This window comes from Chryseobacterium sp. L12, from assembly GCF_056133985.1.
The window spans coordinates 1-17,837 of record NZ_JBVYOF010000007.1 but is presented as its reverse complement, the minus strand read 5'-3'; the positions used below and the strand labels follow the sequence as shown (position 1 = coordinate 17,837).

General features: G+C 33.6%; 16 protein-coding genes and 1 pseudogene. 15 read left to right on the top strand and 2 right to left on the bottom strand.

Annotated features, from left to right (window positions below):
- The first annotated feature begins 451 nt into the window (after positions 1-451).
- Genes AC0NBN_RS04825 through AC0NBN_RS04815 form a run of 3 tightly spaced genes read left to right on the top strand, consistent with a single transcriptional unit; the run spans position 452 to position 3,501 of the window.
- Positions 452-1,546: a sensor histidine kinase gene (locus AC0NBN_RS04825; protein WP_160813461.1), complete on the top strand. Its 1,095-nt coding sequence runs from the start codon at positions 452-454 to the stop codon at positions 1,544-1,546.
- Complete coding sequence (locus tag AC0NBN_RS04820) at positions 1,536-2,858, top strand: sensor histidine kinase (RefSeq protein WP_160813459.1); 1,323 nt, start codon at positions 1,536-1,538, stop codon at positions 2,856-2,858. The genes AC0NBN_RS04825 and AC0NBN_RS04820 overlap by 11 nt, the downstream gene beginning before the upstream one ends.
- A 4-nt stretch (positions 2,859-2,862) precedes the next feature.
- The gene (locus AC0NBN_RS04815) at positions 2,863-3,501 is read left to right on the top strand and encodes a response regulator transcription factor (protein WP_160813457.1); all 639 of its coding nucleotides are present in this window, start codon (positions 2,863-2,865) and stop codon (positions 3,499-3,501) included.
- 84 nt (positions 3,502-3,585) lie between these two features.
- Here the strand turns inward: AC0NBN_RS04815 and AC0NBN_RS04810 are convergent, their stop codons facing one another.
- The gene (locus AC0NBN_RS04810; protein WP_160813455.1) at positions 3,586-5,787 is read right to left on the bottom strand and encodes a S46 family peptidase; all 2,202 of its coding nucleotides are present in this window, start codon (positions 5,785-5,787) and stop codon (positions 3,586-3,588) included.
- 86 nt (positions 5,788-5,873) lie between these two features.
- Here AC0NBN_RS04810 and AC0NBN_RS04805 point away from each other — a divergent pair, with 86 nt between their 5' ends.
- The 10 genes from AC0NBN_RS04805 to AC0NBN_RS04760 all read left to right on the top strand — a co-directional run bounded on the left by AC0NBN_RS04805 (position 5,874) and on the right by AC0NBN_RS04760 (position 15,940).
- Entirely contained in the window at positions 5,874-6,308 is a 435-nt protein-coding gene (locus AC0NBN_RS04805) for an META domain-containing protein (RefSeq protein WP_160813453.1), read from the top strand.
- A 229-nt stretch (positions 6,309-6,537) separates the two neighbouring features.
- Positions 6,538-7,767 (top strand): GTPase HflX, encoded by a 1,230-nt coding sequence (gene hflX, locus AC0NBN_RS04800; protein ID WP_160813451.1) that lies wholly within the window; start codon positions 6,538-6,540, stop codon positions 7,765-7,767.
- A complete protein-coding gene (locus AC0NBN_RS04795; protein WP_160813449.1) occupies positions 7,767-8,402 on the top strand; it encodes a DUF4919 domain-containing protein in 636 nt (211 codons plus the stop codon). The genes hflX and AC0NBN_RS04795 overlap by 1 nt, the downstream gene beginning before the upstream one ends.
- A 21-nt stretch (positions 8,403-8,423) precedes the next feature.
- Positions 8,424-9,710, top strand: a complete 1,287-nt coding sequence (locus AC0NBN_RS04790) for a cation:proton antiporter (RefSeq protein WP_160813447.1) — start codon at positions 8,424-8,426, stop codon at positions 9,708-9,710.
- Between the two features lie 15 nt (positions 9,711-9,725).
- Positions 9,726-10,442: a DNA alkylation repair protein gene (locus AC0NBN_RS04785; protein WP_160813445.1), complete on the top strand. Its 717-nt coding sequence runs from the start codon at positions 9,726-9,728 to the stop codon at positions 10,440-10,442.
- Positions 10,443-10,511: 69 nt separating this feature from the next.
- Positions 10,512-11,180: a hypothetical protein gene (locus AC0NBN_RS04780; protein ID WP_160813443.1), complete on the top strand. Its 669-nt coding sequence runs from the start codon at positions 10,512-10,514 to the stop codon at positions 11,178-11,180.
- Positions 11,181-11,189: 9 nt separating this feature from the next.
- Positions 11,190-13,232: a coiled-coil domain-containing protein gene (locus tag AC0NBN_RS04775; protein ID WP_160813442.1), complete on the top strand. Its 2,043-nt coding sequence runs from the start codon at positions 11,190-11,192 to the stop codon at positions 13,230-13,232.
- Positions 13,232-14,461 (top strand): hypothetical protein, encoded by a 1,230-nt coding sequence (locus AC0NBN_RS04770; RefSeq protein ID WP_160813440.1) that lies wholly within the window; start codon positions 13,232-13,234, stop codon positions 14,459-14,461. The genes AC0NBN_RS04775 and AC0NBN_RS04770 overlap by 1 nt, the downstream gene beginning before the upstream one ends.
- A gap of 5 nt (positions 14,462-14,466) precedes the next feature.
- The gene (locus AC0NBN_RS04765; RefSeq protein ID WP_143882909.1) at positions 14,467-14,805 is read left to right on the top strand and encodes a DUF6122 family protein; all 339 of its coding nucleotides are present in this window, start codon (positions 14,467-14,469) and stop codon (positions 14,803-14,805) included.
- Positions 14,806-14,869: 64 nt separating this feature from the next.
- A complete protein-coding gene (locus AC0NBN_RS04760; protein WP_143882908.1) occupies positions 14,870-15,940 on the top strand; it encodes a calcium:cation antiporter in 1,071 nt (356 codons plus the stop codon).
- A gap of 10 nt (positions 15,941-15,950) precedes the next feature.
- Here the strand turns inward: AC0NBN_RS04760 and AC0NBN_RS04755 are convergent, their stop codons facing one another.
- Positions 15,951-16,331 (bottom strand): group III truncated hemoglobin, encoded by a 381-nt coding sequence (locus AC0NBN_RS04755; RefSeq protein ID WP_143882907.1) that lies wholly within the window; start codon positions 16,329-16,331, stop codon positions 15,951-15,953.
- A 118-nt stretch (positions 16,332-16,449) separates the two neighbouring features.
- Here AC0NBN_RS04755 and AC0NBN_RS04750 point away from each other — a divergent pair, with 118 nt between their 5' ends.
- Together AC0NBN_RS04750 and AC0NBN_RS04745 are read left to right on the top strand one after the other, a co-directional pair.
- A complete protein-coding gene (locus AC0NBN_RS04750) occupies positions 16,450-17,439 on the top strand; it encodes an ion channel (RefSeq protein WP_160813439.1) in 990 nt (329 codons plus the stop codon).
- A pseudogene (locus AC0NBN_RS04745) lies at positions 17,420-17,758 on the top strand (YkgJ family cysteine cluster protein); the annotation flags it as partial. The gene AC0NBN_RS04750 and the pseudogene AC0NBN_RS04745, both read left to right, overlap by 20 nt.
- Positions 17,759-17,837: the final 79 nt, after the last annotated feature.

Genomic DNA, 17,837 nt, shown 5'->3' with positions numbered 1-17,837 from the left:
ATTCTATCTCCGAATTAATCAAGCTTTTTACACCAAAGTGCATTTTGATTTCTCCAAAAGTGTAAATCATTTTTCATGTGAAAACATCAACTTTGGGGGCATAAAAAAATTAAGTTTTTTTATCATTTTGTGTTATCGGGGAGCTTATATGTTCCCCGCTTTTTTTAATTAATCAGCAGACTGCAAAATATTGCTTATCTTTAATCTATTGTTAATTTCACAAATGATTCCTTTTTTCAATAAAATACACTTACTCCGTATTATTAATAACGGATCTCACAAGTATAACAGTATTGCAGAGAAAAACAAAATACAAATTCTGAATGCTATTTCTATTTCTATATATTTTTTGACCATACTTGTAACCGCAGTTTATTTGATGTATGGTTTTTATTGGATGGTTGTTTTAAACTGTATAATTTTCATTATTTATTTTCTCAATAAAAATTTTTTGAAAAAAGGATATTTTCTTTTAGCGAAAGTTTTTGGTTTACAGGGAATTATTGTCTATTTGTTTCTTTGTGGCGTTTTTTATGGTTATCCTATTACCTTAACGCATTATTACACGATTCCGATTATTGTATGCCTGTTTATATTTTCTGCGAAAGAAGGACATTACATGCTATTTTTCATTATACAGCTTATCTCTTTGTTTTTTATTCAGGCACTTTATCCTGATCGTTTGTTTTCGGTAAATTTTAATATCCTTTCTCCAGAAAAAAAAGAACTACTGAATGTAATTTTTCTTTTAGCGATGAGTATATTTCTTCTTTGTCTTGTTTTTTTAATTGTTTTCATTGTAGATATTCAGGAACGAAAGCTGAAAAAATTGAAAGCTAAACTTTTTTTGGTGAAAAAAACGCTTAAAGTACAGAATAATGAATTGCAGACTTTTGGCTTGGCGGCAACTCATTCTCTCAAAACACCTTTGTTTATTATTAACAGTTTTTTAAATAAAATTGAAGACAATGTACATAATAGAACAGGACACCTGCACGACTATTATTTTCGGCTTATTAAAGAAAGCAATCAGCTCAATGAGAAATATTCTAACGATTTAATTTCGTATCTGTCTATCTATAATACTGTCAGAAATTCTGAAGTGATCAACCTTCGACAGTTTATTGAAAGGTGTTACGAAATCTACAAAATAAAATACAAAGATGCCAGAATCATTAACCTAGTTGAAGATATGGCGATTATTTCTAATCCTTTACTTTTAGAAATTATTATTCAGAATATGGTAGAGAATGCTTTGAAGTACAATGTTTCTGAAGTACCGGAAATAAAAATTTATGCTAAAACAGAGAAAACTGTTTTATCTATTTTTTTTGAAGATAACGGTATTGGTATCAGTAAGGATTATGCACAAAAAATATTCGATCCTTTCAACAGAATTAATGAAATCGAAACTTCTGCGGGAAGCGGTTTGGGATTAACGATCTCAAAATTTGCCGCCTTTAAGATAAATGCAACACTGGATTTACATTATAGCAGTAAAGACAAGGGTTCCATCTTTAAACTATGTTTTACCAATGAAAATTAGCCGCATTAAATATTATTTTTTAATCAAGATGGCGAGATTAATGTACATAGGCTTTCATAAGAGTAACTCTGAGGAAACCAATGTGAAGATTATTTTCTTTAATATTCTCAATTTCAGTTGTCTTTTGAATCAGTTTCTTGCTACGTTTCTTTACCTTTTTGTTGGAGTTTACAACAGTGCAGTTTATTCTTTATTGTTACTACCTGTTCCTGTGTTGATATATTATGTTAATTATAAAAGGAAATATCTGCTCTCCAAATTATTTATTTTTACCTATTACAATGCGATTATTTTTGTGACATCCTGTTATTTTTCCCATCCTTATCTTTCCTACTATTATATTCCTGTGATTATTGGCTCTGCGATTGTTTTTAATACCAAAGAGCTTAAATATTTATTGCTCATCAATTTTTTGTCTTTTTCTTTATTAATCATCGAAAACACTTCGTTAAGTCAATACATACCTCATCTTTATCAGGACAAAAATCATGAGAAAACCACCATTATTGTGTTGGCTGTTCATGTTAATTTTATTCTCGGGCTGCTTTTTATGTATGCGTATTATATGCGCCTTAAAATGAAAAGATTAATTAAACTTAATAAAACACTCAAAGAAGCAAAAACTAAACTGAAAAATCAATCGGAAGATTACCTTCTTTTTAGTGAAGCGTCCAGCCATTTTTTAAAGTCTCCCATTCATGTTTTCAATACGTTTATAGGGAAAATAGAACAGGGAATTGATGAAAATAAATCTTACGAGGAGCTGAAACCCTATTTCTCTGTCATTAAAAAAAACATTGATCAGGAAGAGAAATTTATCAATAATATGTTTGATTATAACAAAATCATCCTCACTGTACCACAAAAGAAAAGTCATAATTTGACAAAAATTCTGACTGAGAGTTTGGAAGATTTCAAAAAAAACAAATCTGATTTTGAGTATTTTATAGATAGTCAGGAAGTCATTCTTAAAACAGATGTTTTGTTGTTAAATAAAATCACCACTATTATTGCAGAAAATGCTTACTATCATAACAAAAGTCAAATTAAATCTTTAAAAATAATTTATAGTATCAATAAAAACAATTTGACGATTAATTTTACCGATAACGGAGTCGGAATCAACGAAGCTGATCGTGAAAATATTTTTAAATCTTATATCAGAATTAACCGCATATACAATGTAAAAGGTATCGGAATCGGCTTATTAAAAGCCAAAAAAGCGGCAGAATTGATCAATGCACAAATTGTTTTGGCGCAAAGCAGTGATTCCGGAACTACTTTTCAGTTAATCATTAACACAAATAAATAAAAAAATGAAAATTAAAATTGCCTTTGTAGAAGATAACAACTTGTTTTATCAATCTTTAAAATTATTGCTTCTTGAAAGCGAAGAGTTTGATATTGTCGGAATGTTTTCTAATGCAGAATCTTTAATTAAAGATTTTCCTTACATTCTTCCGGAAATTGTTTTGATGGATATCAATCTTCCCGGGATGTCCGGTGTAGAAGCCGTTTCTATCATAAAAAAAAATTATCCCGAAACAAAATTAATTATTTTGACTGTTTTGGAAGATGATGATAATGTCTTTAATTCACTGAAAGCAGGAGCAGATGGATATTTGCTGAAAAGAGATTCTTTAGAAAAAATAACAGAAAAGATTCTGCTTATCCAGGAAGGAGGGGCGCCGATAACATCTTCTATCGCGAAAAAAATAGTTGATTATTTCAAGACTGAAAATGACAGAAACAGTATTTTAGAAATCAACACTCTTACTCCCCGTGAGTTGGAGGTTTTGAATCATATCTCAAACGGACTTTTAAATAAGGAAATTGCAGACAAATTATTTTTATCAATTGATGCCATAAAGAAAATTGCTCAAAGTATTTATGAAAAATTGCAGGTAAGAAACAGGGGTGAAGCAATAAAGAAATATTTAGATAACAGAAAATAAAAAATTCGCTGATTGGAGTTAATGTTTATCAAACAAAAAACCGCAGAATAAAATTCCGCGGTTTTAAATATTATTTAGGAAAAATTATTTCTTTTTCTTTTTTGCCGGAGCAGCTGTTTTGATTTTAGATGCACCTGTATCAGCAGGAGTATTTTCATCTTTTACCAATTTCAATTCGTCTACTAATCTTCTTGCACCTGCAAATTTATCCATTGTCCAAAGTACAAAACGGATGTCAACATTGATGGTTTTCTGCCATTCTTTTTCAAAAACAATATCTCCGCTCAACGCTTCGCTGTTACCATCGAAAGCAATTCCGATAAGGTTTCCGTCTCCGTCAATGACCGGTGAACCAGAGTTACCGCCAGTAATATCATTGTTTGAAAGGAAGTTTACAGGCATATATCCTGCTTTATCAGCATACTGACCATAGTCTTTTGCATTGTGAAGGGCAATAAGTCTTTGCGGAAGATCAAATTCTTCGTCTCCGGCTTTATATTTTGCCACAAGACCATTCATATCAGTATAATAGTTTTCTGTGATACCGTGGTAATCTCTGTCGTCTCTCATCGGAAGAGTGTCTACAGATCCGTAAGTTAATCTCATTGTTGAGTTTGCATCCGGATAGAATTTTTTCTCAGGCTGAGCTTTTCTCAGTCCATCTAAGAATAAACGGTTGTTTTTAGCAAAGAAATCATCAACCAAAGCATATTTATCACTGTAATATTTTTGATCTGTTCCTATTCCTCTTGCAATTTTAAGCAAAGGATCCGCATCCAGTTTTAAACGGTCAGGATTTGCGATAAAATTGCTTACTGATGTTTTGTTGGCAAAAATAGAAGAGAATGCAACATTTGAAAGAGTGTTTGCATTAAGTTCCATCAAAGTTTTAGACGCCACATCTTTATTTACTCTTGTCTGATAAAGATTAACCATAGAATTCAGCATTTCGCCTTCCAGCTCCGTGTTGATGTTTTCATAAGTGGTTTTTACAGCCTCTTCCAATTTTGGTTTCATAGCCAATCTTCCCGCCAAATCCTGTTTTGCATAAGAATCCAGCATTGATGACATTTGATAAGCAATAGAAATATATTTAGCATTTCTTGTTAGCAATGAAGAATACATTCTTTCTACATTTCTGTCAGAAACCTGTTTGTAATATTCTCTGATATTTTCCAGAACACCATCATACATTTCGTTACCTGGAAGCAATGCCCAATTTGCGTAAATTTTTTCAAGACTTTGTTTTTCCTGAATAGTTCCATTCTTGTTTACGGCATCTATAGTTCCCTGTCTGTTTTTCCAGTAGTTGGCTACACTTGCATATTGAGAAGCATAGTTAAGCTGAGTAGCTTTGTCTTTGTCCATATACTTCTTCATTACATCCATTGCCATTTTAGAGCCTTCTACCCAAGCCGGATAGTCTTTTGTTACCATCTGCTGAATTCCGTAAGACGTTAAATAACGATTGGTTCTTCCGGGATATCCTAAAATCATGGCAAAATCTCCTGGCTTTACTCCTTTTAGAGAAACCGGCAAATAATGTTTAGGCTTCAAAGGAACATTTGTAGGTTTGTATTCGGAAGGATTTCCTGCAGCATCTGCGTATACTCTGAATACTGTAAAATCTCCTGTATGTCTCGGCCATTCCCAGTTGTCTGTATCACCTCCGAATTTCCCGATGGATGAAGGCGGTGCTCCTACTAATCTGATGTCTTTATAGTCCTGATAAACGAAATAGTAAAATTCGTTTCCGTTAAAGAAATCTCTTACAACAACTGTATATTTTCCGTTTTCAGAATTTTCTGTCTGAATTGCTTTTGTTTCAGCATCAATCACAGCTTTTCTCTGAGCAGAGGTCATATCGTTATTCAGTTTGGAATTGATTCTCTGTGTAGCATCATCCATTCTTACCAAAAATCTTACATAAAGATCTTTTGCATTAAATTCATCTTTGTCTTTCATTGCCCAGAAACCATTTTTCAGGTAATCTTTCTCCGGTGTAGATGCAGCAGCAACGGCTCCGTAACCGCAGTGGTGATTGGTGAAAATCAATCCTCTGTCTGAAACGATTTCTCCGGTACAAAAACCACCAAAGCTTACAATAGCATCTTTTAAGCTGGAATTATTTACAGAGTAGATTTCTTCAGGGGTCAAATGCAAACCTTCTTTCTGCATATCAACGCCATTTAATCTCTTGATGAGCATCATTAGCCACATCCCTTCGTCTGCCCTCATTTGAGCAAAACTCAATAAGAAAGTGAATAGTAAGAATATTCTTTTCATTTTATTAAAAAATTTTTGTGGGGCTAATTTACTAATTTTTACTGTATTTCAGGTTTAAATGGTACGAAAATGGGTATTTCATCATTATGAAGAGAATTTTCCCAATATTTATAATGTTTTTATGCTTTGGTTTATGCTTAAACTGTGCATCGGTAAAGGTTACGGAACAAAATATTCACCGACAGTGGATGCTGGTTTCATATAAAGATTTTTCTAAAGAAGAATTAACGAACAGTAAAGCTGAAATCAATTTCACAAAAATTTCGGATGCAAATAAGATCGCCGGAACTGCCTTTATGGGCTGTAACAGGATGTTTTTTAATGCTGAAATTAAATCAAAAAAAAGAATTGAAATTTCAGGATTGGGCAGTACACTGATGGCTTGTGAAAAAATGGAGCTGGAGTCACAATTTTCCAGAGATTTTGAAAAAATGCAAAACTTTGTGATTGAAGGTCATTTTTTAACTCTATATGACGAAAAAGGAAATAAAGTGAAGTTCATAGCTGCAGATTGGGACTGATTGTTTGAATATGCACAATATATTAACGCCTTTGTAGATTAAAAAATAAGAGCAATTAAAGATATTTGCGTTAAAAATTTCAATATGATTCAAAATGAATAATCTTGAATGTTTATTTTAACTCCTCATAAGTGTTTTAATTTAATTTTTATCACAAGATGTGAATTATAATTTGTATTTGATTACAAAAAATATTATCTTGTGAAACTCATAAAACAGACAGATTTTAATGTTAGAAAAAAAACAGCACAATTACGAAAAATCAGTTTTGGTAGGCGTTGTAACTCAACAGCAGGATGAAGATAAACTGATTGAATATATGGATGAACTGGAGTTTCTTGCTTTCACGGCAGGAGCAAGTGTCGACCGTCGTTTTACTCAAAAATTAACGCAGCCTGACTCCAAAACTTTTGTTGGAAGCGGAAAAGTACAGGAGATCAAAGAATATGTAAAAGAAAATGAGATCGGAACAGTCATTTTTGATGACGAACTTTCACCTTCGCAGCTTAAGAATCTTGAAAGAGAAATGGAGGTTAAGATCTTAGACCGCACCAATCTCATTCTGGATATTTTTGCACAGAGAGCGCAGACTTCTTATGCAAGAACTCAGGTGGAACTGGCACAATATCAATATCTTCTCCCAAGATTGACCAGAATGTGGACCCACCTTGAAAGACAGAAAGGGGGAATCGGAATGCGTGGTCCGGGTGAAACTGAAATTGAAACCGACAGAAGGATCATTCGTGACAGAATTACTTTGCTGAAAGATAAACTGAAAACCATCGACAAGCAAATGGCGACACAAAGAAACAACCGCGGAAAAGTGGTACGTGTTGCTTTGGTAGGATACACCAATGTAGGAAAATCTACTTTGATGAACGCATTGGCTAAATCGGAAGTTTTTGCTGAGAATAAATTATTTGCCACACTTGATACTACCGTAAGAAAGGTTGTTATTGGAAACCTGCCTTTTTTGCTGACAGATACGGTGGGTTTTATCCGTAAACTTCCGACTCAGCTGGTAGAATCATTCAAATCTACTTTGGATGAGGTGCGTGAAGCTGATCTTTTGGTTCATGTGGTGGATATTTCACACGAAAGCTTTGAAGATCATATTGAGTCTGTTAATCAGATTCTGATGGAAATTAATGCTCATCAAAAGCCGATGATCATGGTTTTTAATAAGATTGATGATTTCAGTTACGAAAAGAAAGATGAAGACGATCTTACTCCGGGTTCCAGAAAAAACGTATCTCTGGAAGAATGGAAAAATACTTGGATGGCAAAATCAAAACATCCAACAGTATTCATTTCGGCATTAACGAAAGAAAATTTCCCGGAAATGAAAAAATTGGTCTATGATGAGGTGATGAAGATTCATATTTCTAGATTTCCTTACAATGATTTCCTTTTCGAATTCTTTGATAATGACGAAGAAGAAAACGAAAATAAGAATTGATGAAATGTAAATTTTTATTCATTTTTCTTATCATTCCTCTGTTGGGAATCGCTCAGTTTACTGATCTTAATTTAAAACAGATTGAGAAAAATATCAGCAATCCAAAATCTGGCTACGGCTATGAAAAACTGATTTTTAAATTCAAAGGATATCCTAAATCTTTGGACAGTATTGAAGCGCAGCATCTATATTACGGCAGAAATTTCATCAAAAATAAAGTTTCTTCTACAGATGATGAATTTGCAAAACTTGCAGATGCCTTCAAAACGGGAGATTTTCAGAAATGTGTTGAGCTTGGAAAGGTTCTCTATGGCAAAGACCCTTCTAACCTGGATGTAATTCTTATTTTGCTGAGAGCCTATGATTCTTTGAAAGACGGCAGTAACTTTGTGCATCATCTGAATCAGTTAAGGCTGCTTACCGAAGCCATTAAAGGTTCCGGAGACGGAAAATCTGAAAAAACAGCTTTCGTGGTCAATTCGGTGGGTGACGAATATATTCTTCTCAATGTTTTAAACATCGGACAGGATTTTAAGCGGAATTCCGTAACGCATAAAGATTCCGTGATTGATGTATGGTCGAAGGATGATCTTAAAGTTCACATTAAAATTCTTTATTTAGATTTTTTAAACTAAAGCAATAACAACAAACATAATTTGGAATTATATTATTCATTTTCAGTACTTATTGTACTCGCTTCTATTTTTGCCTATATTAATTACCGCTTCCTGAAACTTCCCAGCACAATCGGAATTATGGTGATTGCCATTATAGTTTCTATCATTCTGGTTGTTTTCGGACAGAGTTTTTTACCAAAAACATTTAATCATCTCAATAATCTGATGAACAGCATTGATTTCACCGAGGTGTTGATGGGTGCGATGCTGAATTTCCTTCTTTTTGCAGGTGGTATTCATATTAATATCAACGATTTGAAAGAACAATTCCGTCCTGTATTGATATTTTCTACCGCAGGAGTTGTAATTTCTACTTTTATTGTCGGGTTCGGTATGTTTTACCTCTTGCCTTTTCTGGGAATCAACATGCCATTTATTTATTGCCTTCTCTTCGGTGCGCTTATCTCGCCGACAGATCCGGTAGCAGTTTTAAGTGTTTTGAAACAGGCAAAAGTTTCAAAATCTTTGGAAACAAAGGTTGCCGGAGAGTCTTTATTTAATGATGGTATGGCAGTCGTGGTTTTTACGGTAGTTCTGCAGTTGGCAATAGGAAGAGAAGTAGATTTGGGAATAGAAAGTATTACGATGCTTCTGATAAAAGAAGCTGGTGGAGGATTGCTTTTAGGAGTTGTATTAGGCTACATTACTTCAAGACTGATGCGCGAAGTTGATGATTATATTATTTCGGTTTTGGTCACATTGGCTGTTGTCATGGGCGGTTATCTCGTTGCAAGACATCTGCATATTTCGGGACCACTTACGATGGTTGCTGCGGGATTGTTTATGGGCAATTTTAATGTAAATTTCAAAATGAAATCTGTTACTCAGGATTATCTGATCAAATTTTGGGAATTGATTGACGAGATTCTCAACGCAGTACTTTTCCTTTTTATAGGTTTTGAATTATTGATGATTAAAGATTTGAATCATTACATCATTGCAGGTCTGTTGGGAATTGGTGTGGTGTTGGCTGCCAGATTTGTTTCTATTTGGGCTCCTACGAGATTTATGTCTTTGCATAACAGATTCAGCCCTCAAACGATTAAAGTATTGTTTTGGGGTGGAATTCGAGGTGGCGTTTCTATAGCTTTGGCAATGTCGATACCAAAAGGAGAATATAGTAATATTATTTTAAGCATTACTTATTGTGTAGTGGTTTTTTCAATTGTTGTTCAGGGACTTACTATTGTTAAAGTAGCCAATCCTAAACAAATTGAAAAGGAAGATCAGGATCGGGAAAGTATTGCTTTAGATGAAAATTACTAATTAATTATTATTCAGATGAATATTATTGATGAAATTAAAACTGCACTTGCAGATTTAGCGATTCCTGAAAAGGCTGAATTTTTCCCTAAATTTTTTAAAACCGGGAAAGGAGAATATGGAGAAGGTGATTTGTTTTTGGGAGTTACTGTCCCCGACCAGCGAAAAGTAGCAAAAGAGTTTTATTCTAAAACAACTTTAAAAGAGTTAAGTAAACTACTTTCCTCACCTTATCATGAGCATCGTCTGACTGCTTTAATTATATTGGTTTATCAATTTGAAAAATCAAAAGAGCAATCGGTAAAACAGGCAATAGTAGATTTTTATTTAAATCATTTACAGTATATCAACAATTGGGATTTGGTAGATACAAGCTGCTACAAAATTCTGGGAAGATATGCTTTTGAAAATGAGGAAGAAAAAATTCTCCGTAAATTGTCTTCATCAGAGATTATGTGGCACAAACGGATGGCGGTGGTAGGAACAATGTATCACATCAAGAAAGGTTTTTTTGAACTGACTAAAGAATTTGTACAGCAGAATCTGCATTACCCTCATGATCTGATGCACAAAGCAAATGGCTGGCTTTTAAGAGAAATGGGCAATAAAAGTCAGGCAGAACTCATCGGTTTTCTTAATCAGCATTATCGGGAAATGCCGAGAACCTGCTTACGGTATGCGATTGAAAAATTAGCTGAAAATCTTCGGCAGGATTACCTGAAAGGAAGAATTTAATTGAAAAATAACCTTCATCACCGTTAGATACAACATAAAAATACTAAGTTTGAATCTTAAAATAAATTAATGAAAATCAATGTAAAGCAGTTTGTTCTGCTGATTCCCCTTTTTCTTTTGACCAGTTGTTTTGATATTTTGGATAAAGTAAATCTAAAAGCTGATGGTAGCGGGGAATATTCTCTTATTCTGAATGCGAGCAAAAGCAAAACAAGGTTGGCTTCTATTTCGAAAATGGAAACCATCAATGGTAAAAAAGTTCCGAAAAAATCTGAAATTGAAGCCAAAATAAATGAAGCAGCCAAAATTTTCAGGACAACTCCGGGAATTTCAAATGTGAAAACTACTCTGGATTTTGACAATTACATCATCAAGCTTAGCTGCAATTTCAGAAAAATTGAAGATATCAATGTAGGGCTTGCACAGCTTAAAGCTAAAAATATTTTGGGTAAAATGGTTCCTACACAGATTTACAGCCATAATTCAGCCAAAAAAACTTTTTCCAAAAACAAAGTCAGAACTTTTAAAAAGGAATATGAGCAGCTGAGTAAAGCCGATCAAGAAGTTTTTACCGATGCTAAATATATTTCGATTTTACAGTTTGAAAGCAGCATACAATCGCAGTCTAACCCATCTTATCAAATGTCTCCCAACAAAAAGGCTCTGAAACAGGAAGGAAAAATTCTGGATTTTATCTTTCAGAAAAAACAAATTCAAAATACAATTCTTTTACAATAATATCTTACCATGAAATCTCTTGTTATAAAAATACAAACTTTACTTTTTGTTTTGAGTTTCAGCTATATTATAGCGCAAAAAAGTGCAAAACTACCGCAGGATGCCGTTTTTTATATGGAAATCAACGGGAAGCAGCTCAATAAAAAAATTAACTGGGATAAATTCAATCCTATTCTAAAAGAAATTAATAAAAAAGAAAATAAACAGTTTTCCTGGAATGATTATTCAAAAACAGGGATAAAATATGATACACCGCAGTATCATTATGCAGTAATTAACGATTCTGTGCAGTCCTACACAACACATGTCACTTTAGACAACAAATTGAAGTTTCAGGAGTTTATCAATTCGGTAAAAAAGAATGGTTTAGAAGTCAGCCACAAAAGCAACTATTCTTACGTGGATATAGAAGACAATATTTTTGTGGCATGGAATGATAAAAAAGCTGTTTTGAAATTCATCAGGTATCATAACAGAGAAAAAAATATCTGGAATGATGAATATGCAGCAGATAGCGCATCGGTTGTCGTTGACAGTGCGGTAACTGTTATAGACAGTGCCTATGCTGAAGCAGAAAAACCTTTTGACTATAAAGAAGAGATCAAATATCTGAAGGATGATATAAAATACCTTAAAGAAAGCATTAAAGAAAATAATGCTGAAATCCTGAAACTTCAGAAGGATATAAAATATCTTGAAAAACACCATAAATATCCCGAAGAAAAAAAAGAAACAGCAGATACCAATTATAAAAACGATGAAGCGGAAATTGCACCGCCTCTTTCTCAGGAAGATTATTACGAAGATGATGCTTTTGAAATAGATTCAGCATTTCAGAAACGAATGGATTCGATCAGTATAGCAAAATTTAAAATCGTAAAAAAGTTTGCAGAAGATGATTTTGACCAATACTTCAGTTCAAATCTTGAGCTGGAGGTTGATAAAAATATGCTCAGCTTCAGAGATGCCAATTCAGACGCATTTGTATATGCAGATTACGAAAAAATTGTATACGATATTGTGTACGGAAATATGCCTAAAAGTTTTGGCTTTATGAATACTTTAGGGAAGCTTTCCAGATCCAATTCTGCGTACAATCTGTATTTTGATCAGGATAAGGTACGCATTGTCAACAATCATCAGAATAAAAATACAGAATTACGCAAAAGTATTTCTGACGTTTACAGAGGAAAGAAAAACAAAAAACTGGCTTCTCTTATCAATGACAAAAGTGTAGGCTATTATGTGATGAATATCAATGGATATAAATATTTTGATCTGATGTATGATCTGATGCAGAATTCCGGAGACGAAGAATATCAAAAAGAAATACAGCTTGTAATGGAAACCATGAAAATTGTTCTGGACGAAGAAGCAATTGCTAAAATTGCTCCCGGAAACGGAATTTTTGTAGTGAATGAGCTTAAAACGAAAAATGTAGAATATACAGATTATACTTATGACGAAGATTATAACGAAAAAGAGGTAAAGAAAACCAAAGATATTGTTGTTCCTGATTTCACTTTTGCTTTCGCTACAGAAAACGAAAAATACTGGAACAGAATATTTAATGTAATCACCAATAATAAAGATCTGGCAAAAAAAATTACCAAAGACGGAGATTTTTATGTGTTTAAAGATGAAAAAAACAGCAACGGATATATAGATCAGTTATTTTTTACTGTAAAAGACGGAATTGTCTATTTTACGACATCCAAAAATACTCTGAACCAGCAGAATCAGTCAGATATTTCTAAAAAATGGATGAAAGATTCGGTGAAATATCCTTTGTCAGGAAGACTGGATATTCAGAAATTGATGATGGGTCTTGATAAAGAATTCAAAACTGTTTCTGATAGAAAAATGCTCAACGCAGTAAGAAAAAATATGGGCGAGCTTTATTTTAAAACTGAAGTAAAAAATGACAGTATTCAGACAGAAATCAACTATAACATCAAAAATTCTTCAGAAAACAGCCTGATGTATTTCTTTGATCTATTTGATGAGCTGTACAAAATTTCTGAGGAAGAAAAACCATCACAGACTTTATAATGAAACGCAGAATTATTGCTTTTGCAGCATTGTTTTTGTTCTCAGCCGGAATTTATTTTCTGTTGTATCACAAAGATAAAAACCTGAATTTTATTCCGGAAAATGCGGATGCAGTAATTCTGATTGACAAAAAGAAACTCACAAGACAATATCTTTCAGCATTCATTGCTCATCCCTCTCAATGGTTTGATAAAAACAGTGACAGCGAGAAAAAAAGATCGGTTTTTAATGCAGGTTTAAAAATTCCTGATTTTTTGCAGATCTTTCATCTTAAAAACTCTAAACTTACTGAATGGTACACTGTTTTTGAGATTGAAAATGCCCAAAAACTTTCAGCTTTTCTGAAAGAATATAATTTTAAAAAATCAGGACAAAATCTGTATATAAAAAACCAGTTTTATATTAAAATTGAAAATCAGAAATGTTTCGCAGGAATTTTCGGTCAAAGTTTTGAAAAGATCGGTAAGCCGCTTAAAGGTATATATAGAGATAAAAAGCTGAATGCAGATCATTTTATGGAAAAAGGAACCGGAAGCCTGTCTTTTATTTCCGGAACAAGAACCCGTAATTTTTCAATTGAATTAAAAGATCATGTAATTGAAATTAAAAACCCCTCAAATTCTGAAAGTTATACATCTTTTATTTCGCAGCTCAGTAAAGAAGATCTTTTTATCAATGCGGAATTAGATAAAGAGAATATCAAGGGTTTTGATAAAGTTTTACCGGACTTCTTTAAAGATTTATCTGAAGTTAATTATCTGAAAATGAATGCAAAACTAAAGCAAGTAAAGGATACGATAATAAGCTACGGATACGATGATGATTTTAATGAAATCGAAAAGATCAGTTATCAGGAAATTGTGCAGCCGGATTACATGATTCAGTTAGAAACGCAGGATCCTGCAAAAACATTGAAATATTTTAAATCAGGAAACTTGATCAATGATAAAAATGAGTTTACCGGTATTCCTTTTCAGCCTAATAAAGTGTATCAGTCTGATAATAGCCTTGTGATAAAGTCTGTTACAGAACAGAATTTACACAGTCAGAAAAAAGGACAAAATTTTATTTTAATTAAAAATAATCCGCTGCTGTTTTCTTTTTCTAAAGGATTGAACGATTTTCAGTTTCTAAAAGACATTGAATATTTCTTTTATGGGAATAAAGGACAGGATTTTTTTCTTAAATTGAAGCTGAAAGACGAAAAACTTCCTTTAATCCTTCAATAATAAAGATGTGCCCGCCTGAAATAGTTTTACTCAAAAATTTCACTCACTATTTTTTACATTTGGGGTTTCCTGCTGTCATTGCTTTTGTGTTTTACCGAAGCAGGTGGAAGAGGGTTTATTTTATTCTATTGGCGACAATGCTTGTAGATTTGGACCATCTTTTTGCAGATCCGGTCTTTGATCCGAACCGGGCAAGTATAGGATTTCATTTTTTGCATTCTTACTACGCAATCGCGGTTTATTTTTTGTTGTTGTTTTTCAAAGGAAACCTCCGGATTATTGCTATAGGACTTCTTTTTCACATGTTTACTGATTTTCAGGATTTTGAATGGTGGTGCCATTAATATTCAATATAAATTGCCATTGATAATTCATTATTGATCGAAAATTTTGTATTTTAGAGAACCTATGAAATTGAAAGAAATTTTACATTATACATTTGTTTTTCCGATTCTTTCCGTGATTTATTACCTTTCCGGATTTCTTGGTATGGGTGCAGGATATGATATTGTTGCCGGGATTTTACTTACCGGCAGTGTGCTGTCTGCGGTACATCATGCAGAAGTTGTTGCGCACAAAGTGGGAGAGCCGTATGGTACGATTATTCTGGCGCTGTGTATTACCATTATTGAAGTCGCCCTCATTGTTTCTTTAATGGTTGCAGGTGGTGCACAAGCGATTACATTGGCAAGAGATACGATTTTTGCTGCGGTAATGCTTATCCTTAATGGTATTCTGGGAATTTGTATGTTGGTAGGCGGCGTAAAGTATGTTGAGCAGTTTTTTGCACGTACTTCTGCGACTACTTATCTGGTTTGTATTGTTTCTATTCTTGTCATCACCTTAATATTACCCAACTTTACTTCCAGCGTTAACGGACCATTTTACAATACAGCACAATTAATTTTTGTTTCCTTTGCCTGTCTCGCTATTTACGGAGTTTTTCTGATGGTTCAGACGGTGAGACACAGAAGCTATTTTGTACCTGCAGATTCTGTTGCGCAGGAGTATTATGTTCCGACAAGATCTCAGACAATAATAAGCTTTTTATTTTTGGTAATCTGCCTGATTGTTGTTGTTCTTATGGCGAAAGGTCTTTCCAAAACGATTGAAGATCTTGTGCAGAGTGTAGGAGCACCGAAATCGCTGGTTGGAGTCATAATTGCAGGGGTTGTTCTTCTTCCTGAAAGTTTAGCGGCAATTCGTGCAGCAAGAAACAATCAGTTTCAGGCAAGTTTAAATTTGGCATTGGGTTCGGCTTTAGCGAGTATCGGTCTCAGTATTCCTGCTATTTCTGCGGTAAGCATTATGTTTGATATCCCTTTGGTCTTAGGTTTAGATAAAAAAGATATTATTCTGCTTACTTTATCTGTTTTTATCGTAATGCTCTCTCTGAGCCGGGGAAAAACCAATATTCTTTACGGAACAGTATTGCTGGTCAATCTGGCAGCCTATATTTTTACCGTAATTGTGCCGTAAATATTTTTGATTAAATTTTTCTTGCCATTTCCATTTTATAAGACATCAGTTTGGCAATATTTTCAGATTTGGTGATTGCCATGGACGCATTTTCACCATGAAAATTTTCTGAAATGGTTTCTTTCCAAAGTTTCAGCCACTGTTCGAAGTGTCTTTTTTCCATTGCAGCAATTTCATTGACAGGGAAATGTACAGCCATAGGATTTCCTTTATAGCTCATTTGCCCAAATAAAATAGTTTCCCAGAAAGAGTACATTTTTGGAAGATGAAGATCCCAGTTTACTTTTACGATGTCGGTAAAGAAAAATGCAATCGTTTCATCCTTAATAACTTTTGCGTAAAAAGAATTAACCAGCAATTCTATATCTTCTCTTGATTCGAGCTTTTTCATCTATCAAATTTAGGCTAAAATAAAATATGAAATATGATTTCAGGATTGATAAATTTCATAAAAACATTATTTTATCTTTGCAGATTGATACAGTACGATTAAAAACAAATGATATAAAATGGCAAGAGGTTTCGGGAAAAAAATTGTTCAGAAAAATACAGAAAACAGCGGTTTCGGTGCTACTTCTTCAGGAAGGTTTATCAATAAAAACGGTTTTCCTAATGTGAAAAGGCGTGGTGTGAATGTATTCAACAGTCTGAGCTGGTATCATACGATGCTGAATCTTTCTTCATTTCAGTTTATTTCTTATCTGATTATGATGTATGTTCTGATCAATCTGATCTTTGCCTTCATATATTATTTAATTGGAGTAGAGCATCTTACGGGAATTGATAAAAGCACTCCACTGAATGAGTTTGTAGATGTATTTTTCTTCAGTTCACAAACCTTTACAACGGTTGGCTACGGAAGAATTGCTCCTGTAGGATTTACGGCAAGTCTTGTCGCTACATTTGAGGCTTTTCTTGGTTTGCTTACCTTTGCCATTGCAACCGGATTGTTTTACGGAAGATTTTCCAGACCAAGAGCTTATCTGAGGTTTTCTGACATCGCTGTTGTAGCACCTTTTCAGGGTGTTTCTGCATTGATGTTCAGGCTGGCTCCATTTAAAAATAATGCTTTGACGGATGCGGATGTTACCCTTTCTGCTGCTATTGAAATTACAGAAAACGGTACAACAAAAAGCAATTTTTATATTCTGGAAACAGAACTCAGTAAGATTAATACCCTTGCTTTAAACTGGACGATTGTTCATAAAATTGACGAAAAATCACCGTTTTTCGGGTTTTCTTCGGATGATTTTAAAAATACGGATATCGAAATTATTGTTCATGTTCGTGCATTTGATGAGGTGTTTTCAGATACTGTGGTTCAGAGAACTTCTTATGTTTCGGATGAAATTATTTACGGGGCTAAATTTATCCCGATGTTTTATCCTGACAAAGACAATGAGTCAACAATTTTAGATTTAGACAAACTTAATATTTATCAGAAAGCAGAGATTCCTCTTTCTGAATTGAAAAACAATAATGAACCTAGAGCAGTATAAAATACAAGCTTCACAGAAGCAGAAAGAACACAAGAAGTTCTTAGAAGGTTTAAAAAAGAAACCACCCAAAAATCTGGATTATATTGTTCAGGAAGTTCATGACGAAGTTTTCGAGAAAGTCGACTGCCTTCAATGCGCCAATTGTTGTAAAACTACCGGTCCTCTTTATACGGAGAAAGATATTGAGAGAATTTCAAAACACCTTCGGATGAAACAGTCGGATTTTGAATCTAAATTTCTGAGGGTTGATGAAGATCAAGATAAAGTACTTCAAAATCTTCCGTGTTTTTTTCTGAATGATGACAACACGTGTTCTATTTAACGTGAGTTCGGGCTAAGAATAAATAAATTTATGATACAAAAAAGCAGAAAAATTAGTATATTTAAGGTATTGAAAT